Source organism: Chryseobacterium sp. MHB01 (assembly GCF_034651565.1).
Classification (GTDB): domain Bacteria; phylum Bacteroidota; class Bacteroidia; order Flavobacteriales; family Weeksellaceae; genus Chryseobacterium; species Chryseobacterium nepalense.
Genome location: NZ_JAYEDA010000006.1, coordinates 57,738 through 80,691, shown reverse-complemented (window position 1 = coordinate 80,691; position 22,954 = coordinate 57,738). Strand labels below are relative to the sequence as shown.

Annotated in this window: 22 protein-coding genes; 11 read left to right on the top strand and 11 right to left on the bottom strand. The window is 37.1% G+C overall.

The features are described 5' to 3' along the window. Positions 1–171: 171 nt before the first annotated feature. The 6 genes from U9K52_RS11350 (at position 172) to U9K52_RS11325 (ending at position 4,463) form a co-directional block, all read left to right on the top strand. Positions 172–672, top strand: a complete 501-nt coding sequence (locus tag U9K52_RS11350; RefSeq protein ID WP_248389612.1) for a M15 family metallopeptidase — start codon at positions 172–174, stop codon at positions 670–672. Positions 673–855: 183 nt separating this feature from the next. Beyond that, entirely contained in the window at positions 856–1,893 is a 1,038-nt protein-coding gene (locus U9K52_RS11345; RefSeq protein WP_263601781.1) for a patatin-like phospholipase family protein, read from the top strand. A gap of 331 nt (positions 1,894–2,224) precedes the next feature. Beyond that, entirely contained in the window at positions 2,225–2,863 is a 639-nt protein-coding gene (locus tag U9K52_RS11340) for a DUF2589 domain-containing protein (protein WP_263601782.1), read from the top strand. Positions 2,864–2,927: 64 nt separating this feature from the next. After that, a complete protein-coding gene (locus U9K52_RS11335) occupies positions 2,928–3,611 on the top strand; it encodes a hypothetical protein (protein WP_263601783.1) in 684 nt (227 codons plus the stop codon). Then, a complete protein-coding gene (locus U9K52_RS11330; RefSeq protein ID WP_322926567.1) occupies positions 3,611–4,165 on the top strand; it encodes a hypothetical protein in 555 nt (184 codons plus the stop codon). The genes U9K52_RS11335 and U9K52_RS11330 overlap by 1 nt, the downstream gene beginning before the upstream one ends. A 130-nt stretch (positions 4,166–4,295) precedes the next feature. Continuing rightward, the gene (locus U9K52_RS11325) at positions 4,296–4,463 is read left to right on the top strand and encodes a hypothetical protein (protein WP_322926565.1); all 168 of its coding nucleotides are present in this window, start codon (positions 4,296–4,298) and stop codon (positions 4,461–4,463) included. An 84-nt stretch (positions 4,464–4,547) separates the two neighbouring features. Here the strand turns inward: U9K52_RS11325 and U9K52_RS11320 are convergent, their stop codons facing one another. Then, positions 4,548–4,934, bottom strand: coding sequence for a Rid family hydrolase (locus tag U9K52_RS11320; protein WP_322926564.1), 387 nt, complete (start codon positions 4,932–4,934; stop codon positions 4,548–4,550). A 304-nt stretch (positions 4,935–5,238) separates the two neighbouring features. Between U9K52_RS11320 and U9K52_RS11315 the strand changes: the two genes are divergently transcribed. The 3 genes from U9K52_RS11315 to U9K52_RS11305 are packed head-to-tail and all read left to right on the top strand — an operon-like array spanning position 5,239 to position 7,269. Then, a complete protein-coding gene (locus tag U9K52_RS11315) occupies positions 5,239–6,159 on the top strand; it encodes a helix-turn-helix transcriptional regulator (RefSeq protein ID WP_248389598.1) in 921 nt (306 codons plus the stop codon). A 44-nt stretch (positions 6,160–6,203) separates the two neighbouring features. Next, the gene (locus tag U9K52_RS11310; RefSeq protein WP_263601787.1) at positions 6,204–6,836 is read left to right on the top strand and encodes an energy transducer TonB; all 633 of its coding nucleotides are present in this window, start codon (positions 6,204–6,206) and stop codon (positions 6,834–6,836) included. A gap of 1 nt (position 6,837) precedes the next feature. After that, the gene (locus tag U9K52_RS11305) at positions 6,838–7,269 is read left to right on the top strand and encodes a nucleoside deaminase (protein ID WP_248394977.1); all 432 of its coding nucleotides are present in this window, start codon (positions 6,838–6,840) and stop codon (positions 7,267–7,269) included. An 83-nt stretch (positions 7,270–7,352) separates the two neighbouring features. Here the strand turns inward: U9K52_RS11305 and U9K52_RS11300 are convergent, their stop codons facing one another. From U9K52_RS11300 to U9K52_RS11285, 4 genes are all read right to left on the bottom strand, one after another. After that, entirely contained in the window at positions 7,353–8,111 is a 759-nt protein-coding gene (locus U9K52_RS11300; RefSeq protein WP_322926562.1) for a type III pantothenate kinase, read from the bottom strand. Positions 8,112–8,275: 164 nt separating this feature from the next. Beyond that, positions 8,276–10,117, bottom strand: a complete 1,842-nt coding sequence (locus U9K52_RS11295) for a M1 family metallopeptidase (RefSeq protein ID WP_322926560.1) — start codon at positions 10,115–10,117, stop codon at positions 8,276–8,278. 137 nt (positions 10,118–10,254) lie between these two features. Then, positions 10,255–10,734 carry a hypothetical protein gene (locus U9K52_RS11290; protein WP_322926558.1) on the bottom strand — a complete coding sequence of 160 codons (480 nt, stop codon included), beginning with the start codon at positions 10,732–10,734 and terminating at the stop codon, positions 10,255–10,257. 152 nt (positions 10,735–10,886) lie between these two features. Then, positions 10,887–12,575, bottom strand: a complete 1,689-nt coding sequence (locus tag U9K52_RS11285) for a DUF6909 family protein (protein WP_248389588.1) — start codon at positions 12,573–12,575, stop codon at positions 10,887–10,889. A 565-nt stretch (positions 12,576–13,140) separates the two neighbouring features. On the opposite strand from U9K52_RS11285, the gene U9K52_RS11280 reads away from it, so the two are divergent. Both U9K52_RS11280 and U9K52_RS11275 read left to right on the top strand, forming a co-directional pair. Continuing rightward, a complete protein-coding gene (locus U9K52_RS11280) occupies positions 13,141–15,336 on the top strand; it encodes a glutamine synthetase III (RefSeq protein ID WP_263601792.1) in 2,196 nt (731 codons plus the stop codon). Between the two features lie 424 nt (positions 15,337–15,760). Then, positions 15,761–16,474, top strand: coding sequence for a C40 family peptidase (locus U9K52_RS11275; protein WP_248389576.1), 714 nt, complete (start codon positions 15,761–15,763; stop codon positions 16,472–16,474). Positions 16,475–16,619: 145 nt separating this feature from the next. Here the strand turns inward: U9K52_RS11275 and U9K52_RS11270 are convergent, their stop codons facing one another. The 6 genes from U9K52_RS11270 to U9K52_RS11245 all read right to left on the bottom strand — a co-directional run bounded on the left by U9K52_RS11270 (position 16,620) and on the right by U9K52_RS11245 (position 22,935). Next, on the bottom strand, positions 16,620–17,195 hold the full coding sequence (locus U9K52_RS11270) for a pentapeptide repeat-containing protein (RefSeq protein WP_322926557.1): 576 nt from the start codon (positions 17,193–17,195) through the stop codon (positions 16,620–16,622). 71 nt (positions 17,196–17,266) lie between these two features. Then, positions 17,267–18,496: a rod shape-determining protein RodA gene (gene rodA, locus U9K52_RS11265; RefSeq protein ID WP_248389570.1), complete on the bottom strand. Its 1,230-nt coding sequence runs from the start codon at positions 18,494–18,496 to the stop codon at positions 17,267–17,269. Then, a complete protein-coding gene (locus tag U9K52_RS11260; RefSeq protein WP_322926555.1) occupies positions 18,493–20,484 on the bottom strand; it encodes a penicillin-binding transpeptidase domain-containing protein in 1,992 nt (663 codons plus the stop codon). Before U9K52_RS11260 ends, rodA begins: the two co-directional genes overlap by 4 nt. Positions 20,485–20,528: 44 nt before the next feature. Beyond that, a complete protein-coding gene (locus tag U9K52_RS11255; protein WP_090000063.1) occupies positions 20,529–21,035 on the bottom strand; it encodes a rod shape-determining protein MreD in 507 nt (168 codons plus the stop codon). Continuing rightward, positions 21,028–21,882, bottom strand: a complete 855-nt coding sequence (mreC, locus tag U9K52_RS11250) for a rod shape-determining protein MreC (protein WP_322926551.1) — start codon at positions 21,880–21,882, stop codon at positions 21,028–21,030. The genes U9K52_RS11255 and mreC overlap by 8 nt, the downstream gene beginning before the upstream one ends. A gap of 27 nt (positions 21,883–21,909) precedes the next feature. Then, positions 21,910–22,935 (bottom strand): rod shape-determining protein, encoded by a 1,026-nt coding sequence (locus U9K52_RS11245; RefSeq protein WP_027381028.1) that lies wholly within the window; start codon positions 22,933–22,935, stop codon positions 21,910–21,912. Positions 22,936–22,954: the final 19 nt, after the last annotated feature.

The following is a 22,954-nucleotide window of genomic DNA, read 5'->3' as shown; positions in this document are numbered from 1 at the left end:
GGACAATTCAATACGCAAAATTATAACTTTTAAATCATAATATTATGTTTAATATAAATTTTAACATTAAATTTAAATTACTGATAAACAGATGTTTAAATTTATTTTAATACGTCAAGTTTTGTCGCTACAGACCTATAATTTTGTTTTCCAAAACGCTAAATTATTAATATGGATAAAGTAACATTACAAAGAATTGAAAAGCTCCATCCTTTCGTGCGGGAAGAAGTAAAACAGATTATTAAAGATTGCAATGAGGCCTTAACCGGGAGAGCAAAAGTAAGAATTACGCAAGGGCTGAGAAGTTTTGAAGAACAGGAAAAACTCTACGCCATTGGAAGAATTACCTCAGGAAAAAAAGTGACCAATGCCAAAGCCGGGCAAAGCATTCACAATTATGGACTGGCCGTTGACATCTGTATGATGATTGATGGTAAAACAGCCAGCTGGGATACAGCCAAAGACTGGGATAATGACAAGGTAGCCGATTGGTACGAATGTGTGAAAATTTTTGCTAAATACGGCTGGGAGTGGGGTGGTAACTGGAAGACCTTCAAAGATCTCCCACACTTTGAAAAAAAGGAAATTCTTACCGAAAAAGGAATTATAAAAACAAGCTGGCGAAAACTCATTAAAATGAAGCGCGATAAAGAGGACTATGTGGCATTTTAATTCTCCTTTGTTTGAAAAATTATTTTAACACGACAAGTTCTGTCGCTTTCCCGTACTACTTTTGCTTTGAGAGAAACACCAAACCATCTCTAAATAATAAAAAAAACCAATAGCCATTTTTAAAAGTCTATTGGTTTTTATTGTCTTTAGCTGACTGGTTTTCTCCAAAAAAAGTAAAATCAAATGAAAAAGACAACCATTCTTTCTTTGGACGGGGGCGGAATCAGGGGAATTATCACCTGCATTATTCTGCGTTACATAGAAGAACAGCTGCAGATTTATGATAAGCCGGGAGCCAAACTCGGTGATTATTTTGACTTTGTTGCCGGAAGCAGTACAGGAGGTCTGATTGCATCTATTATTCTATGTCCCAATGAACACCGAAAAGCAAAATATTCCATCCAAAAAGGGCTGGAGCTTTATGCTGAAAAAGGTGGCGACATATTTCAGGTTTCTTTTTGGGAAAGGCTGGTCAATCCCTTTGGATTGATTAATGAAAAAATCTCCCAGGAAGCACTCGAAAAAAACCTTAATGACTTTTTTGGAAGTTTAGAATTAAAGGAACTGATAAAACCGTGTTTAATAACGAGCTATGATATCGAAAACAGAAGAGCGAAACTCTTTAACTCCTGGAAAGCCCGGATTAATACAGATAATTTTTATGTAAAAGATGTCTGCAGGGCAACCTCAGCGGCGCCTACATATTTTTCACCGGTTCAGATCAAGTCTTTATATGGACAAATTTTCAGCCTGATTGATGGCGGCATGTTTGCCAATAATCCATCGCTCTGTGCTTATGCGGAAGCCCGGAAAATTCCTTTTGCAGAGATTTTAAAGGATCAACAGAAAACCAATCATCCTGCGGTGAATGATATGATCGTTATCTCCATCGGGACAGGTATTGAATCAAAATCTTATTCCTTCAGAAAATTGGAAAAGGCAGGAAAGATAAGCTGGGTAAATCCTATCATTGATATCTTAATGTCTGCCAATGCAGAAACAGTAGATTATCAGCTTTGCCAGATGTTTGATACATTGGACCAGCAAAACCAGAAAAACTACTACCGGCTTAATCCCTCATTGAAAAATGCTTCTCCGGCAATGGATAATGTAAGGAGATCCAATATTGAGAATCTGATACAGGCAGGACTTTGCTTTATTGATGATAACCGTGATATCCTGAATGAAATCGTTCAGAAACTAATCTTACACAAAACATAAGCTTTTTACCTTATAAAAAGGAAAAATAAGTTATTTACCTTATAAATTATTTTAAAAAAATAATTTTATACGTCAAGTTTTGTCGCTTTCACCTGGTATTTTTGAATCAAGATTAAAAACAATAACCAAAAAACGAAATACCATGAAAAAATCCTACAAATTGTAGTTTTGATTTGAAATTTCAATAGCCGACCCGGACTATAGCTCCCAAACGTATCCGACAACAATATTATTCAGCTTCCTGCTGAACAGGATATGTATTACCCATGAATATCAGTTTGCTAGCACTGCTATATAATCAATTTATTAACCATTTAAACCATTAAACATTATGGCAAATTTAGTACAAGAATTAAACAGTTTAGATTTCAGCGTTTACATCGGCGGTCCGTTACAGGCTGCGGTGAAAGCACAGCATGACGCTTCCATTTCACAGGTCAATTTTATTAAAGAGGTTGGTTTTACTCCCGGAACCAACGGAGGTCCTGAATTACTGAAATATGTAGATTTTAATTACAAAAAATCGGTGCCTAATCCGGATGCCGGGAAAACTCTTGAGCAACTAAAAGCAGAAGGAAAAGTAGACGCAAGTGCTACTGTTATTCCAGCAATATACAGCAATCCTTTTACGGATGCAGAAGTTAATCTGAAAGTGCCTTTTCTTACCATGCTTACTGTTCCTGCTTTAAGAATTGATGAGATGACCATTGATTTTAACGCAAAACTAAACTCAGTGGAAACCCAAAATGTTTCCAGTGAATTCAGCGGTTCCGCAAGCCTAAGCGCAAAAATCTGGAAGGTGAAGTTTAATGCATCCGCATCGTACAAAAAGACTTCATCCAGCACTTCTACAACCGAAAGAACGTATACTCTGGGAGTTCATGTGAGAGCGGTAAATGATGAATTGCCGGCCGGCCTTGCTAGGGTTATGGATATGTTGGAAGACAGTATTTCCGCAGTCAATAAATAATTTTCCGGATGGCTGCTCTGGTGGCCATCCTTTTTCCAACCATTATTATTTTAAACAATTTATCATGCCAAAATTATATGAATATCTGGGAGGCATTGTATCTGAAATTGCCAATTCCCGAAAGATGGCCGATCTTCAGACCTTACAGATCGCAAAAGAATATGCACAGGATGAAATGCTGAAAAATTTTTCAATCCCAAGAATGAAAATAGGAACAGTAGATCTTACCATTCCTTTTGCACAGGGAGGAAAACTGCCCATTCTCAAACTTAGAGATTTCGCTTACGACGAAATCACCAAAGTTTTGAAAACAGGTTACAACGCTGCTGATACTTCAAGTGATCAAAAGCTCAGGGTTTTCCTGGCAGACATGGAAATATATTATGATGACCTTATTTATCAAATGAAAAAAGACAATATACAGGTCATCACTCCAGAAAAAGAAAAAGACTTCTATATCATTCCCGATTATATTACAGATTATTGTTTAACGCTTCCCAATTTCACCTGGGGTGAAGTAAAGTCGGAAACGCTCAAAAACAGCATCAAAAACCGCACGCTTCTTGAGGCTAAAAAAGTGCTTGAGAATGTAGAGGAACATGATATTATAGTAGAAGCCGGCAAGCTGATGAGCATTGATCCCAAATATCTTATTTATGCAAAAATGAGCGTGAGCGAATCCGGAATGGAATGGTCAAGATATGAAGACATTAATGGAAATATCATTGAAACCCTAATTCCCGAATAATGAGAAAATCGCAATTTATTCTGGTAAACCTACTTAAGGAGAAGCTGCAGGAATTTCCGGGAATTGTTTCTTCACTTGAAAAAAAAGATCATCATTTTATTGATAAAATTATGCTCTGGCTGAAAGCTTCGGAAGATATTTTATCCACTTACAACATCAGTGAAGTTTCTGAGATGGCAGGTTTCAGAAGTAAAATATTAGCTGCAAAAATGACAGAAGGCAGAGGAAACAATATCAAGAAAAACCAGACCAAGGCAGCAGCAGATGCTCTTTATAACATTCAAAATACCATACTTACCATTCTGAGTCCTTTCGAAAGAAAAATGAATGACTGCCGGGAGATTGTAAAACAGCTGTTGGTGCTTACGGCTCAAACACACACCCAGATGTATGATCAAAGTATTCCTTTTGAAGATTTCATCCGGAGTGTATGGCTGTATATCCTGTCTGAAAATGACCTTAAAATGGGAGCTATAAAACTAAAATCAATACTTTCTGAAATGGATATCCTTATGCTCATGGGCGACGAAATTGAACTAAGTGATTTCACTTAATATATTTTTAATGATAATCCAGGGTAATTCAAATAACCATTGAAATTAAATTAATAACCATGAAAACTTAAATTATCATCATCTGAGCTTCAGAAATTTATCATTAACTATAACCAATCTCATGTATACTATGGAAACACCAAATCAACATTACGATACTGTTTCTGATGCCCCCCTTTATACCATTGACTGGAGCGACATCGAGAATGCAGAAAACGATTATGAAAACTACCTTGATGCTATTGAAACATTTTTCAAGGATGACTTTGAAAACGACACTCTTGAAGATGAAATATAAAAACTACCTAACCTTTCACATAAACAGCATAAAACTCCGCAGCGCCTGCTACTGCAGAGTTTTATGTTTTTAGATTAAAAAATACTAGCCTCTTGCTACAATTTTAATTTCTACCATTTGTCCGGGCAAAGCAAGCGCACTTACAGCGACTATTGTACTGGCAACTATACATGCTTCACCATAAAATTCTTTTCCGGTAACTTTTCTTGCCTCAAAGCCCTGCTGCATGTCCGTCACATAAATAACTTCTTCCGTTATATCATCTGCAGTCATTCCAAACCCGGAAAGTAGTTTTCCAATGTTCTCATAAGTCTGCCTGAACTGATTTTCCATACCGTCAGTAAGTACACCGTCCATATTATGACCTAGCTGACCTGAAATCCATACCGTGTCTCCTTTCTTAACTGCCTGAACATATCCATATACTGCTTCCCAGGGCATATTGAACGTTTTAAACTCTTTAGTAGTCATATTTTTTATTTAAATCATAACTACTTTTACAACTTCAGCACCCTCACGTTAAAACACTGGTTTTAAACAATTAAAAACATTAACCCTTGAATAAATTTTATCGAAATATCGTAAATTAGTCTGAAAAATTATGATTGATAAAAACTTTTCAAGCAATGCTGACTTTTAAAACTTATCCACAAAAATAAAACACGACACATTTTGTCGCATTAAGCATTTATATTTGTCTCAGACAAGGTAACCATGAACGCAAGCGTTCCATGAAATTAATAACCGTAGAAACTGCATCATAAATTATATCCGAATGAAAAAAGATTTTTACCTGACAAGATATGCTTTGATCATTAAAAGATTAGAAAGCTCTCCTGCTACTTATCCTCAACTGGAAGACTATCTGCTCAATTCTTTTGAATTTCAGGATGCAGGAATCAAAAGCTATTCGATACGGACTCTACAGCGGGATATAAGGGAAATTTCCGATCTGTTTAACCTTTCCATTCACAACAAAAAGAAAGGCGACAACAGATATTATATTGAGAGCCGCCCGATCATGGAAGTTGATGAATACAACCAGAAATTACTTGAATCTTTCCAGGTAAGCAATGCTCTGAATCTTCATCCGGATTTTTCAGATTTTATCTTTTTTGAAAGCAGAAAACCTACAGGAGTTGAGCATTTTTATGATCTGTTTTTTGCCATCAGAAATAAAAGAATTGTTTCTTTTGAGCATTATAATTATAAAAATAAACTGATGACTTCAAGAAAGGTACACCCGCTGGCATTAAAAGAATCCAAAGACCGGTGGTACCTCATTGCCATTGACACAAAGGATAAAATGCTGAAATCTTTCGGGCTGGACAGGATTAATTATCTTGATGTGAATGATAAACAATTTAAAGAAAAGTACAAATATAACTTCAGGGAACATTTTAAAAATGCTTTCGGTGTTATGAATCTTACTGCACAGAATCCTCAGAAGATTGTTCTGAAATGCAGCAGACATCAGGGCGAGTACATCAAAAGTTTTCCGCTTCACCAATCCCAGAAAGAAATAAAGGAAACGCCGGAAGAAATCTATTTTGAATTCTTTCTTCATCCTACCTATGATTTTATGCAGGAAATTTTATCGTACGGAAAAGAAGTTCAGGTTTTAGAACCGAAGATTTTAGTTGATGAAATACGCAACCATCTGCAGGAGTCCCTGAACAGCTATCTGAAAGAGTAAACAATGTATTGTATTTTTGATTACATTTACATAAATATATCACAGTGAAATTCCTGCTTCCATACTTTTTCTTCTTAATTTCTTCTTTTTGTTTTTCCCAGCAGACTGAAGATTTCAGGCTTGTTAAACAATATTACAATCAGCATCGTTCTATGCTGGGACAGGAATTCAAGAAAAAATTTGATGCGGAAACAAACCAATTCCATAAAGCTTCCATAAAAAGCGATTATCAGCTTTTCATGCAGAAAATGGATAGTATAGAAAATGTTGCGCTTACCGGCGTTTTATTAAAAACAAAGAACCTGGAAGACCTGGGAAGACTGCACCTCATAAAAACAAATACATCTTCCCAGGCTTCGGCTGTACCCACTGTAATTACCGATAAAGCAGCAGACTATCCCGGAGGCATAAATGAACTCAGAAAAGAAGTTTCCGATCTGTTTTATCTGGGAGGTGTTCATTCTGAGGTTAAAACGATTAAAACAATTGTTGCTTTCATTGTAGAAATTGACGGCACGATAACAAATGTTGAAGCACAGGGAGAGAATTTTACTTTTAACAGACAGGCTGAAATTGCCCTATATTCTGTTCCAAAGAAATTTTTCCCGGCTGTTGTCAATGGAAATCCCGTGCGATACCGTTTCCGGCTTCCTTTAACAATGAAACTTGAAGATTAACATGTTTACCGACGAATATTTTATGAAAATGGCGCTCAGCGAAGCGCATCTTGCCCTTGAAAAAGATGAAGTTCCGATTGGCTGTGTGGTGGTTTCCAACAACCGGGTCATTGCAAGAGCACATAACCTCACCGAAACATTGAATGACGTTACTGCCCATGCGGAGATGCAGGCCATTACTTCCGCCGCTCATTTTCTTGGCGGAAAATATCTTAAAAACTGTACGCTGTACGTCACGCTGGAACCCTGTGTAATGTGTTCCGGAGCCCTTTCGTGGTCACAGATCTCAAAAGTAGTAATCGGCGCAAGAGACGAGCAGCGCGGTTTCATCAACAAACATCTTACCCTCCATCCTAAAACGGAAATCGTAACCGGAATTATGGAAAATGAATGCTCTTCTATTGTAAAAGAATTTTTCAGATCAAAGAGATGATGAATTAAGATTAAGGCTTAGAGTCAGGTCTTCAAAAACTTGTATATGAATTAAGCATACACTTACCAGACTTAACATCAGCCTTACAGATCTTTTCCTAAAAAATAAAGTCCTTTCAGCGTATGAAGCCTGTCCATCACATGGATTTTATCCGTTAAAGGTTTATATACATGGGATACTCCGCCTGTAGCTACTACAAAACAATTATCATCCACCTCATCATTAATCCTGTCTACAAAACCTTCCACCATTCCTAAAAATCCGTATACCATTCCGCTCTGCATACAGGTAACAGTATCCAATCCTAAAACGGTTTTCGGTTTCACCAGCTCAATTTCCGGAAGCTGGGCAGTCTGACTGATGAGTGAGTTGAGAGCAGTAATAATCCCCGGAGCAATAATCACGCCTAGGGTTTCGCCATCTTCTGCAACACAGCTTGCTGTAAGCGCCGTCCCGAAATCCAGCACAATCTTCTTCCGATCCGGGTACATATTATGGGCCGCTACCAGATTGGCATAAATATCAGTTCCCATCTGTTTGGATTTTGCCTGAACTCCGGATGGAGTATTTCTGTCGACAATCACCGGATTGATCCCATGGATCTTCCTGATAGCCGAACTCATTATTTTTGTGAGCTGAGGCACTACAGAACCCATGATGATCTTATTAATTTCTTTTGGCTGAATTTTATAGGTCTGGTATAGCATAAGCATCTGAACATAAAGCTCGTCTGCCGTTCTGTAAGGCTTAGTATTGATGACCCACGAAATATCGCAGTTATCTTCATTAAAAAGACCGAATCTGATATTGCTGTTTCCTACATTAATTACTATTGAATTCATTTATTTGGTCTAATGGAATCACTAATTATTTAAGGCTTTAAATTTAATGATTTTATATAAGCCTGCTTACAATCTTCAAAATAAGTTTTATGGTGAAAGGAAATGCTTTAATAAAAATCCCTGCAGAAATTTTTCTGCAGGGATTTTTTATCTATGTTAAAACGTTATTTCACTTCAACAAAATTATCTTTCATATTCACATCGGCCATTCTTTCACTGAAATCTATTCCTAAAACAGACAACTGCGATTTTGTGTAAGGAACGGTAATAACGTATTCCTTTTGGGTCCAAGGCCAATAAGGCATTGTCTTGAATTCTCCGTAAGCATCTTTTCCTTTCCAGGTGTGGGTCATGTTCATCGGAATCTGATAGGTGATCACTTTTTTATCAGACGTTATTATGCTAAAATCAACCGGCATTGGAACCTGACCGTTATTTACCAGGGTAATGGTTGTAGATTTTGCTTCGTATTTCACATCTTTGATTCCGTAATCTATTGTTTTGGTTGTATTGATCCAGTAATGATGAAACCACTTCAGATCCATTCCTGAAACTTTTTGGGCAATATGCAGAAAATCTCTGTCGGAAGGATGTTTTAGCACCCATTGATCGTAATACTGCTTCAGGGTTTCCGTTAAATTCTGTTCACCCATAATATACCCCAGCTGCACAAGATACAGTTCCCCTTTTACGTAAGAAGCATAAGTATAGGAAGTACCGTTGTCATGATGATCTCCCAGCCATACTGCAGGCTCTTCAATTCCTTTTTTAATAAAATTCCTGTAGCCGTTGATTGAATTCACGAAAGGATTTGGAAGTTCCTGTGCCGGTGGAAATAACTGATTCATCACATATCCTTCTGCATAGCTCGTGAAACCTTCATCCATCCACGGACGCATCGGTTCGTTGGTAGCCAACATCTGCTGGTACCAGGAATGAGCCCCTTCATGGGCCATTAATCCCATCAAGCCTTCAATATCCTGAGCTTCACCTAAAATCATGGTGCACATGCCGTACTCCATTCCGCCATCACCACCCTGAATGAAAGCATATGTTGGGTAGACATATTTCCCGAAGCGCGCATTCATTAGCTGGTAGTACTTTGTAAGATAAGGCTGCGCCTCTTCCCAGACCTTTGTTTTATCGTTATTCTGATATACCAGGAAGACTTTTGGACCTTGCGGAACGTCAAAGCTTTTTACAATGTAGTCTTTATCTGCAGCCCAGGCGAAATCCAGAATGTTTTTAGCAGTCCACTTCCATGTTGCTTTATTTTTATCTGCTTTAATTTTTGCATTCGGATCATACCCTTTTACATCTTCGGGATTTTCCAGAATTCCTCCTGCTCCGATTACATAATCTTTGTTGATTTTAATGGTAACATCAAAATCCGCGAATGGTGCATGAAATTCTCTTCCGATATAATCAAAGGTTGCCCAGCCGTCATAATCATATTCTGCAATTTTCGGGTACCACTGGGTCATGGTCATATCCACCCCTTCCCTGTTGTTTCTTCCGCTTCTTCGGATCTGCTGCGGAATCACGGCATCCCATTCTAATGTAAAGGTTGTTGAAGAATTTGGCTTAATAGTCTCGGCCAGATATACTTTCATAACCGTTTCCTGAATTTCATATTTCAGCGTTTTGCCGTTTTGTTTAATCCAGTGAATATTCTGAGCACCTTCCTGATCTTTCGGGATAGAGGTAAGTCTGGAAATTCCGTCTTTCTGCAATCTTGAATCGCCGCTTTTTCCTTGTCCGGCAACTCTCTGATCCATCATCGAATTAGGCTTAAAGGCATTCCAATACAGATGAAAATACACTACATTAAGTTCGTCCGGAGAATTGTTTTTATAATCCAGTGTCTGTTTGCCTTCATAAGTGAATTTTTCAGCATTAACATCAATATCCATTTTGTACTTCGCATTCTGCTGATAATAAGGCCCCTGCTGAGCATGAAACTGAGAAATGATAAACGCAAACAGGATTGCAAAAGATCTTTTCATTTAAATTTTTTATTTTCTAAAGATATGTATTTAAATAAAAACCTCAAAAATTGTAATTATTGTTGAGGTTTTATTCTATTCATAAAGTTTAGATTAAAATTATTTAAGTTGTTAAATTTTGTCCGCTGATTTACATATTATGCAGATTCTTTTTGTTGAAGCAGTTTTTTAATTAAAGTAATCTGACCTAAATGATAATAGCAATGTTCAATCATTCCATCAATATTCCTGAGATACGTACCGTATTTTTCATCAACGAATCCTTCACTCATTTTAGAATCGGGCATCTGCTCTAGCAAGGCTGCAAATTTTTCGGCATCTTTCCATAATTTGCTCTTTAGATTTTCCCATTGTTCTTCAGATTCTACCGGAGGAAGATCAAAGCTGTACTGATCTCTTATTTCCAGATCTCCGCCTTCAAAAACATGGATAAGTCCGGCAATATAATAATCAATATGAAAAGTAAGCATGGCAATGGTATTCAGAGAACCTATTTTAGCGGTAGCCTGTTCCATATTTACATTAGATAACTGATCTTTAAAATTGGTATTGGCAATCCATAAACCATCCAGCAACACTTCACGGAATCTTTTGGCTAATTGTGATGTTGAGCTCATTTGTTTTTAATTTTTTTAAAGATAAGTTTTCTAAACACAAATTTCTCAAATAAAAAACACAATTTTAAGCACAAAATTTTGTAATTCATGGTAAATAAAAAATCCCCCAAGGTTTTTAGAAACATTGAGGGATTTAGATTCTATAATAAAAATTATTTTTTCACAGAAACTTCTTTCTTTCCGCTTTGTAAAATCTTTTCTAATATTCTTAATGTAATAAGATAAGTAGGCTTCACTCCTGTCAGTCCTAAACCGCCTGAAGAAAGCGTACTCCCTGTTTCCAATGGATTATCCGAAGCGTAATAAGCATACATCACAAAAAGATCCGGTGTAATATGATGCCTGATCTTAGACGCCACCTGAATAGCTTTCTGGTAATGTGCTCCTTCCATTTCAAGTCCGATGGCTTTCCACGAGGTATTCATAAAATAAGAAAGAATATCCCTGTTTTGGAGTGAAGTTCCCAATACGGTAATCATTGGCCCTTCAAAAGCCTGCAATTCATCATCTTTAAAATCTTCCGCTTTTAAGGCATTTTCAAATGGATAATTATCTGCTGTTCCTTCAAAAATATGTGAGGTCGGGATCATGATATCACCTTTACCTCCGGCGAGAATTCCTGCTTTACCCATAATGGAAACGGACTTTACTTTCATCATATAGACTTCGCCTTTATGCTCAAAAGGTCTAAGCAACTCATCCATTACTTCAAAAGCCTGCTCTCCGAAAGCATAATCGAAAACCATGATTACATCATCGCCTCCGAATTTAATATCCTGAAAAGGCGTATTTTTAAGTTCGGCTTTGCTGAGGTCGATGATCTGAACATCAATATTACTTCCGCTCTTATCATTAATATAGATCATCCCTTGCTCAAGCGCATATTTCGAAACTTTGTCGCGAAGCTCTTTTTTATCAGAAATTTCCCCGTAAAGTTTGTAGTCGACCTTATGATCCTTCTTTTTGAGGGCTTCATTGGCATACAGCATATTTTTCACCGAATGCATATTGGCTGAAATAATATGGAGCGGACGCATGTGAAGATCGTTTTCATACAAAACCTCTTTCACTTTTTGAGCCCACTTTTCACCGAAATAATGATGCCCTACTCTTTCTTTCAATATGGCACTGAAATGAATTTCACGCTCTCTGGTTTGTTTTGCATCCTCAAGACTCACTTTAGCAAGATTATAGATGATTTTGAAAAGACGGTCCGGATTATTATCTTCACCGAAAGTATTATAAGCATTTAAAGTTTCATCAAAAGTCCGTCCTATAAGAGAAGACAGGTGAATGAGCGCAACTTCTTTTTCTTTTCTGCTGAATTTCTTTTCTCCTTTTACTACTTCTTCAATGATTTTGAAGGCACGAGTCGGCTTCCAGTTTTCATCCTGAATGAAAGCCAGGTTTCTTACCTTATCCGCTTCTATAAATAAGAAAGTTAAATGCGTAAGAATATCATAGATCTCGGAACGGCCCAAAAGCACTTCGATATTCATCTGATGTTCATCGATCCTGTAGCAGTTTCTTCTTCTCTTTTTGGGAACAATCGGTTCGAAACTTCCTTTATCAAAACCTTCATCTGAGGTAAGATGAATGAAAGCACATTCTTCAATTCCTTCCGGAAGCCTGTCCAGCACATACATCAAACCGTTCAGTTCGAGTTTACTAGGCACATTCATACTTCCGTAGATTTCCGGATTGATGGTCTTTAACAAACTTCTGATCGTCTCCCCCGAAACACCGGCAGGTTTAAAAAAACCTCTGTAAAAGAGGTGTCTCATAGAAATATACAATCTTTCAATTGCTTCCGTTGTTTCTCTAGCTCTAGAATTTGTCATAAAATAAATTTCACACAAATATACAAAATCTCCGTCTAAATTATTTTAAGTGTCTTTTAATAAATGGCTTAACATAATATAAAAGAATGCTATCTATTTGCAATTTAAACCGAAAAGTATTCGAAACACTCAAACCTTATCATTCTAAAATCTCAGAAGTTAATCAGGAGCTTTTTCCCGCTTTCTGCTGTATCTTTTTTGTCCTCCGATTTTTAAGCCCTACGCAGACAAAAAAGGATGCCGCGGCAATCGGGGCTAAGAAAAACCGGAGGCTTCGAGTCCCTCAGCCTCCGATTTAATCATAATTAATAAAATAAATGAAACTTTTAGTAATGCTTATGGTATAAATTTATAAATTGTACTTATCTAATAATAGAGTTGTTGCCAGCAGTTCACAAACAGACTAGGTCTTTTATTTATAACTCTACTTTAACAAAACCCCTCTTAAAACTTACATCCCCATTTAAATTTTCATTAATTTTACAATTACCCCTTAATTTTTTAGGGTCAAAATATTTTTTATTCATTTTTTTCGTAAATTTGCATCGTAAAAATCAAACCTAATATGTCAACTTTAAGATTCAAAGCGTTAGAAACTTTACCATTTAAGGACTTTAGAAGAGATAATTCTGTAGAAGTTCCTGTAAAACTATCCGAATTGTTTTGCCAAAATGTTTTCTCAGAAGAGACAATGAGAGAATATTTAACAAAAGAAGCATTCAATTCAATTATGGATGCAGTAAAAAAAGGAACTAAAATCCAGAGACACATTGCAGACCAGGTAGCTGTAGCAATGAAAGACTGGGCCATGAGCAAAGGCGTAACCCATTACACGCACTGGTTCCAGCCATTAACAGGAAGCACTGCTGAAAAACACGATTCTTTCTTCACCCCGATTGAAGGCGGAAGAGCTATCGAAAGATTCAGCGGAAATTTATTGATCCAGCAGGAGCCGGATGCATCTTCTTTCCCGAACGGTGGTATCAGAAACACTTTTGAAGCGAGAGGATACACAGCATGGGATCCTACATCTCCGGCATTCATCATGGGAACAACTTTATGTATTCCTTCCATTTTCATCTCTTATACCGGAGAGACCTTAGATTATAAAGCGCCTCTTTTAAGAGCACTTAACGCTGTGGATGAAGCTGCAACCAATGTAATGCAGTATTTTGACAAAAATGTTACCAAAGTAACGCCTACTTTAGGTTGGGAACAGGAATATTTCCTGGTAGATTCAGCATTATACCAATCCCGTCCGGATCTTGTATTAACCGGGAAAACTTTATTAGGACATTCTCCCGCAAAAGGACAGCAATTGGACGATCATTATTTCGGTTCTATCCCTACGAGAGTAATGAACTTCATGATGGAATTAGAAGTGGAGTGCATGAAACTGGGAATTCCTGTAACGACAAGACATAATGAAGTAGCACCAAACCAGTTCGAGCTTGCACCAATGTTCGAAGAGGTAAACGTTGCCGTTGACCACAATTCTTTATTGATGGATGTAATGGCAAGAGTTGCCCACAGACACCATTTCCATATTTTATTCCACGAAAAGCCATTCGCAGGTGTAAATGGAAGCGGAAAACACAATAACTGGTCTTTAGCAACCGATACCGGTGAAAACTTATTAAGCCCTGGAAAAAATCCTAAGAAAAACCTACAGTTCTTAACATTCTTCGTGAATACTATCAAAGCGGTTCATGAATATGCAGACCTTTTAAGAGCAAGTATAGCTTCAGCAAGCAACGATCACAGATTAGGTGCCAACGAAGCTCCGCCGGCAATTATCTCCGTATTTATCGGAAGCCAGCTTTTCAGAGTACTGGAAGAGCTTGAAAAAGTAAAAGAAGGAAAACTTTCCCCAGACGAAAAAACAGATTTAAAACTGAATGTTGTTGGAAAAATTCCTGAAATTTTGTTGGATAACACCGACAGAAACAGAACTTCTCCTTTTGCATTTACAGGAAATAAATTCGAAATCAGAGCGGTTGGATCTTCTGCAAACTGCGCAGAATCTATGACGGTAATGAATACCATCGCAGCAAAACAGCTTCGTGATTTCAAAAAAGAAGTGGATGCATTAATTGAAAAAGGCCTTAAGAAAGACGAAGCTATCTTCAACGTATTGAGAGAGTACATCAAGCAGTGTAAAAACATCATGTTTGAAGGTGACGGATATTCTGACGACTGGGCAAAAGAAGCTGAAAAGAGAGGATTAAATAATTTAAAAACCACTCCTGAAGCTCTTAAACAGGAAATGGATGAGAAGTTTTTATCGCTTTATGAAGAGTTGGGAATTTTTACTCACAGAGAAGTTGAAGCAAGAAACGAAATCAAATTAGAAAAATATTCAACGGTTATTGATATTGAAGCAAGAGTATTAAGTGACATCGCAAGAAACCATATTATTCCTTCTGCTTTAAATTATCAGAACAGACTGATTGAAAACGTAAAAGGTCTTAAAGAAATCTTTGGAGATAATGAGTTCAAATCTCTGGCAAAAGAACAGATGAGCTTAATCACAAGTATTTCTGAGAATGTATCTAAAATAAAATTAGGTGTTGAAGATCTTATCAAGGCAAGAGAAGAAGCTAAAGCAGTTACTGAAAGCCAAAAGCAGGCGGAAGATTACTGCAATAAAGTGAAGCCACTATTCGACGATATCAGAGAAGCATCAGATGCTCTTGAAATGATGGTGGATGATGAGCTTTGGCCAATGACAAAATATAGAGAAATGTTATTTACAAAGTAACATCTGTAAAGTTCCATATTAGTTAAACTCTCCGGTAAATACCGGAGAGTTTTTTTATCACACTTTAAGAATGTATTCCAATTCAATATTAACAACAATCTGGATTTCAGTAGAATAATCATTTAAAATATTTCTAAAAAATATTATTTATCAAATTCTTAAAATTAGAGTTATTCATCAGATACCACAGATTCTGAAGCATATATGTTTTTATTTTGTTAAAGAATCTTAATAAAAAAAACCGCTAACATACCCAAAATAGGCCGTTGCGGTTTATTTTTCTTTAACATACTTAAATAATATGTTAAAATGTGTTAAAAAAAGAACATGATAATATTCATATCAAAGCCCTTTTGTAGGGAATACATATTTTTGTATTGCTTTTGAAAAATACTTATTCCTTTAACACGGTAATCAAATATATATGAAGAAAAGAGTTTTGTTTTATTTAGTTGCTTTAGTTTCTACAGTATCGTTACAATCATGTGTTACAAATTATGTAGTATCAAAACCAGCAACTTACGCTAAAGAATACAAAACAGATGCCAAACTAGCTTCTATTGACACTCACAAAATGGAGCAGGACAAGCAACAACTGATTAATTCATTTCTTGCAGAAAAGGCAGCTTCTTTAGCAAATGCTAAAAATTCCATTAAAAATTCTGAGATTGCAAAAGCAATCATGCACAATAAAACCATCGACAATATTTTAACAGAAGCACAGACTTACCTGGGAACTCCTTACCGATACGGAGGGATGACCAGAAACGGGATAGACTGCTCAGCTTTTGTTCTTTCCGTTTTCGGGGCAGCAGCAGGGCTTAGCTTACCAAGAGTAGCAGCTTCCCAGTCTCAGGAGGGAGAAAAAGTAGAAAAAGAAAATCTTCAGAAAGGAGACCTGATTTTCTTTTCTCACGGAAGAAGAATTTCTCACGTAGGTATTGTAGAAAGTGTATCGGAAGATGGTGAAGTGAAATTCATTCACGCTGCCACCTCAAAAGGAGTAATGGTTTCTTCACTGAACGACTCTTACTGGGGTCCGAAGTACAGATTCGGAAAAAGAATCATCAATGAGAACGGAGAAGCAATCAACAATCTTGCAGCAACAACTCCCGCATCAAACGGAACAAATTTTTAATTTTAAATAATTGATTTAAATAATGAAACCATCAAAATTTTTGATGGTTTTTTTATTGCTGATTTTTTTTGCTTTGCAAATCCACACTTTCAAAGAAGAGAATCACTTTTCTTTAAATCAATCTGATAAAAACTTATATAAATAACTATGCGTTTTTATCAATTTCTATATTGAATTGAAGCAATAGTCCATGAACTTGAGAAAGTGAAAATCTTGCCTTTTTAAGCTTATTTTGGGAAGGATCAATGGAATAATTAAATGATGTTCTGAAATCAGCTTTTTCGAGATTTGTATTGTCAAATACAGCGCCGGACAGATCACAGTTATTAAATATTGCAAGTGAGAGATTACATTCTGTAAAATCAGCCTCAATTAATTTTGAATCTATAAATGAAGTTTTTTTAATATTCGTCTTGTAGAAAACAGAATTATTTAAATAACATCCGTCAAACCTAAACGACCTTCCAAATTCGTTGCATTCGTTAAAATGAAGGCCGAACATCTTACATTCTTTAAAGATAACTTCCCGGAAGGCGGTTCTACAGAGTTTTGCCATGCTTAGATTACAGCCTGTAAATTCACAGTTATTAAAACTGAAACCAGAAAGGTCAGCATATTCAAGATTACAATTCCGAAAGATACAGTGTTCATATTCTCCTCTTTGAATTTGTGAAAAATCTGCATTTTCGAAAGTTTGATCTAAAATGTACACTTCTTCCATAATTATGATTTAATTGAAAAATTATCTCTTGCTGAGATGCAGAGATTTTGATACTATCCGAGACTTACCGCTTATACCAAGCTATTCTTATCCGAATAATTTAATTTAAAGAAAATAAAGGTCATCATCGAAAAGGCAAGCAGAGAACTTCCTCCATAACTGAAATAAGGCAAAGGAATTCCAACGGTCGGAAACAAGCCCATAACCATGCCTAAATTAATAGTAAAGTGCATTAAAAGGATCGAAGCAAAGCAGTATCCAAAAACACGGTTAAACCCCGATTTCTGTTGTTCTGCCAGATAATAGATTCTTCCAATGTAAACCATGTAGCAAAGGATCAGCAATGCACTTCCTGCAAAGCCCCATTCTTCGCCAACGGTGCAGAAAATATAATCGGTTTCCTGTTCGGGAACGAATTTACCCTGGGTAACAGAACCTTCACGATATCCTTTCCCCCAAAGTCCGCCAGATCCGATCGCTGTTTTTGAATACAGCAAATTGTATCCCGATGTATCTCTGAACGCTTTTTCACCTTTATAGAGTACTTCAATTCTTTCTCTCTGGTGCTTTGGAAGTTTTTCTAAAATATATGGCGAACCGAAAGCCAATCCGCAAAGTAAAACAACCGATCCTACAATTCCCGAAATGGAAATAATATTCCATGACATTTTGTAGTAATTCATGGCAATCCACCCTCCTACGATCAAAACAATGGCAAGGGCAACCCAAATAGGATTAACAGCCAGGGAAATGAGGAAAACTGCAGCAAAAAGAAATCCTACTCCAAATAATAATCCGCTAAGTCCTTCCCTGTATAATGCAATGAAAAATGCGATAAAAACCAACATGGAACCCACATCAGGAATAGCCAGAACCACCACTGCAGGAATTCCGATAATAGCTAATGTAGTCCAAAATGATTTTTTATTCTTTAAATTAAATTCAGGACCGGAAACATAATTGGCAAGCATTAAAGCGGTCCCGATTTTGGCAAACTCCACCGGCTGCATCGTAAAACTACCGAACTTGTACCAGTTTTTCTGGCCGAGAATCTCTTTACCGAAAGGAAATAACCCAATCAGTAACAAGACGCCACCAATATAAATAATCCCTGACATATTTTCAAAGAACTTACTTCTTCCCACGAAAATTACCAGCCCTACAAAAAGTGAAATACCAAAGAAAATCAATTGCTTTTCTCCTAATTTCTGATCTACACTGTAAATATTTGCAATGGCAAAAGCACAAAGCAGAAAATACAGACCGAGACCTAATTTATCTATTCCTTCTGCCCATTTCATTGCTTAGCCGGTTTTGTTTTATTTACATTCTTTTTTTCCTCTTCTGCCTTTTTCTGCATTTTAGCCTTCTGTTCCTTTATCAATTTTAAGCTGTCCAGAATTCTTTTTTGCTTTATAGAATCCTCACTTGGCTTGTAAAGGCCTTTACGCTTGAGATCGGCAATCCATTGTCTTTTGTATTCAGGCATAAAACTGGAGGTCACCATTTTCTTATAGAGGTGTTCACGTTTGATGTCTCCTGTAATATATTTTTCAGCAATAATTGTCGCTGCCGGACCAGCCCAGGTTGCTCCGAATCCTGCATGTTCCATAACGGCTGCTACTACAATCTTCGGTTTATCCGCAGGAGCGATCAATACAAAAATCGAATTGTCCTTTCCCTGAGGCACCTGCGCAGTGCCTGTTTTCGCAAGCTGGGTAAAATCACTTGATTTTAAGCCTCGTGCCGTGCCATTCAAAACAACAGCTTCCATACCTCTTAATACAGGATCAAAATGCTTTTTATCAACTAAGGTCTGATGTTTCTTTTTGAATCTTGGATCAGGATTTGGTTTTCCGTCAATTGCTTTAACGATATGAGGAGTATAATACCATCCTTTATTGGCAATAGCAGAAACATAGTTGGCAAGCTGAAGCGGCGTTACCAGTACATCCCCCTGTCCCATTCCGTTGTAGATGGCACCGGTGGACATCTCGTCCCAGTTTTTAAAGTCTGTTCTTTTAGAACCACTGGCTTTCATAATGGCTTTAAATCTATTTTCATAGAAATCACCAGAAGGGATTCTGCCTCTGGTTCCTACTGCAAAATCATTATTTAAAAATTCACCTACCCCAAAGCTGCTCATGATTTTTTTCCACTCATCAACACCTCTGGAAGGATTTCCGGGATATTTTTTAATGATCGCAATAAAAGCATACGTAAAGAAACAGTTACTCGAAACCTGAATAGAAGGGATTAAAGGATCTGCACCGCCGTGACCTTTAATTCTTTTTCCTTTATAATAAAACCCGCCACCGCAGGGAAAAATCGTCTTCTCATCCATTACGCCCATCTGCATTGCCGCAAGAGCAGTTAACAATTTAAAGGTAGAACCCGGCGGATATGCAGCCTGAAGTGACCTGTCAAAGGTTGGTTTATTTTCGTAAATCGTATCTTTTGAAAGAGCGTAGAGATTCCTTGATTTATTTGGGCCTGTAAATAGATTGGGATCAATATCAGGACCTGTTGCGGCCACCAAAACTTCGCCGTTATTAGGATCAATAGCCACAATTGCACCATGCTTGTTGACCATCATTTCCTCTGCAATTCTTTGGAGGTCATAATCAATAGTAAGGGTGATATCTTTCCCGGTAACCACATCTTTATCAAGAGATCCGTTTTTGTAAGGTCCTACATTACGAAGCTTAATATCTTTCTGAATGTACTTCATTCCCTTGATCCCCCGCAATTCTTTTTCATACGCCTTTTCAATTCCCGTTTTACCGATGAAATCTCCGGGCAGATAATAGGCAGAATCTTTTTTGATCTCTCTTTCGTTTACTTCACTCGTATATCCCAAAAGATTTCCGGAAGTTGAAACCTCATACTGGCGCTGTGGCCTTGACACAATACTAAATGCCGGATATTTAAATATAATCTCCTGAACCCTCGCAATATCTTCCCTGCTGAGATTTTTCATGAAAGTCATCGGCGTCAGTTTGGAATAATATTTTTCTTTCTTAATGGCATCAATGGTTCTGATAAAATCGTTTTTAGAAATTTTCATCAGATTACAGAAGGCAATTGTATCAAAATCAGGTCTCATGAGAGCCTGTGTAAAAGAAATCTCATAGGCAGGCTGGTTTCCCACCATAATTTTCCCGTTCCTGTCAAAAATAACTCCACGCTGTGGGATGACATATTCTATTTTAATGGAAGTATTGGCGGCATTAAGCGCATACCTATCGGTAAAAAGCTGTAAATAAGCCAATCTCGCTATAAAAATCATAGCGATTATCAGAAGAACGGAAAAAATTTTTAAATAACGTGTGTTCAAACTTTTTGTTTGATTTTAAATATTAATGCGTAGATAACTATAAATATAAATGAAATTATACTCGTTACCAATACATTAAATAATATTTCAAAAAATCTGCTCAGCTTAAAAAACTCTATATATTGTACTAAAAGCTGATGCAAAAAGATGCTCGTAAATAAAAACAGCAAAAACTGCGCCCACTGTAGGGACTGAAACGAGAAGAAATCTGTAGAAGTATCTGTAGAAGTTCTAAAAATCAATGTCCTGAAATAAGCAATCAGGGTGGTTGCAAAGGCATTGATTCCCCAGGAATAGAGGAATGCGTCAACCGACAGTCCAATCAGAAAACTCAATGCTAAAAATTGAAATTTATTTCTGAAAAAAGGATAAAACATGACAAATACAGGATAAAGCACCGGCGTATACTTTCCGAAAATGGTGATCCTGTTCAATACAAAAATTTGTAATGCAACCAGGAAAATCATGATTAATATGTCCGTAAATAAAGTTCTGCTAATCATCTTCCTTTTTTATTACAGATTGCATCGTATCCTGAATTTTTTGTACTTCCGCTTTTTTAAGGTTTTTAACGACATAAACTTTACTCAGTGCTCCCATTTTCTCACTCAGCTCAACCGAAATATCCCAAAACCCTGTTTTATTATCAACGGAATATCCTGCTACAGTACCGATCATTACACCTTTAGGAAAGATTGCTGATTTACCATCGGTTACTACAGTATCACCAATTTTCAGGGCTACGTATTTTGGAATATCAGCAAGGTGCATTACTCGGGAATTATCCCCGTTCCATGTAAGCGTTCCGAAATACCCCGAATTTTTAAGAGCAGCATTGATCCTGATTTTATTTACACTCAACACCGACTGTACTAAAGCATAGCTGTCTGTAGAGTTGATCACAATCCCTGCAATGCCTTTAGGAGCCATAACTCCCATTTGCGGAAATACGCCATCTCTTCTTCCTCTGTTAATGGTAAAATAATTGTTTCTTCTGTTGATACTGTTGAAAACGATTTCACCATCTACAAATGTATAGATCTGTCCGCCTCCCAGCGTATCATGAACTTTCCTGAACTGAGGATTTTTAGTGCCCTGTTTTCCGTAAAGCTCCATCATTAAGGCCTTATTTTGCGTAACAAGGTCTTCATTGATCTGTTTAAGCTTCAGATAAGAAACCCCTTCATCAATATATCCCGAAACCCAGGAATTCAAGGCAGCAGACTGTCCTGCGATCCAGGATTTCTGCATGGCATTTTTAGAGAATATCAGAATCAGAGCAATAATTTGCAGAAATATAAAGAAAACAAAAAGTGCATTCTTCGAAAATAATCTCAGCAAAAATCCCATTCAGATATATGTCGTAAAAAGTTAGAATTATTTTATTAAGAAATTGAATTTATCCATATTCTTAAGTGCGATTCCTGTTCCGCGAACTACAGCTCTCAACGGATCTTCTGCAACGAAAACAGGAAGACCTGTCTTTTTGTGCAATCTGTCCGCCAAACCTCTCAATAAAGCGCCACCACCAGCAAGATAAATACCTGTTTTATAGATATCAGCAGCCAATTCCGGAGGAGTAAGGGAAAGCGTTTCCATTACCGCATCTTCAATTCTGATGATGGATTTGTCTAAAGCTCTTGCGATCTCTTTATAGCCAACCATGATTTCTTTAGGTTTTCCTGTAATCAGGTCTCTACCCTGTACCGGAATATCTTCGATATCAACATCAAGGTCCTCAACGGCAGAACCCACTTCAATTTTAATTCTTTCCGCAGTTCTTTCCCCGATATAAAGGTTGTGATGAGTTCTTAAATAGTATGCAATGTCATTGGTAAATACGTCGCCAGCAATTTTTACAGATTTGTCGCAGACAATACCTCCCAGCGCAACTACTGCAATTTCCGTAGTACCGCCGCCTATATCGATGATCATATTTCCTTCCGGTTTCTGAACATCAATTCCTACTCCAATTGCAGCTGCCATTGGCTCATAAATCAGACGTACTTCTTTTGCGTTTACTTTTTGTGCCGAGTCTCTTACCGCTCTTTTTTCAACTTCCGTAATCCCTGAAGGAATACAGATTACGATTCTCAAAGCCGGCTGGATAAATTTACCTTTAATTCCTGGAATTTTTTTGATAAATTCTTTAATCATGTGTTCAGAAGCATGGAAATCGGCAATTACACCGTCTTTAAGCGGACGGATTGTTTTGATATCTTCATGAGTCTTACCCTGCATATGTTTCGCCTGTTCACCGACAGCAATCGGTCTTCCTGTTGAACGTTCAATAGCAACAATCGAAGGCTGATCTATAACAATTTTATTATTATGGATGATAAGGGTGTTGGCGGTACCCAGGTCTATCGCAATCTCTTGCGTAAACATATCGAATAAACTCATACTTTTACTTCTGATTTTT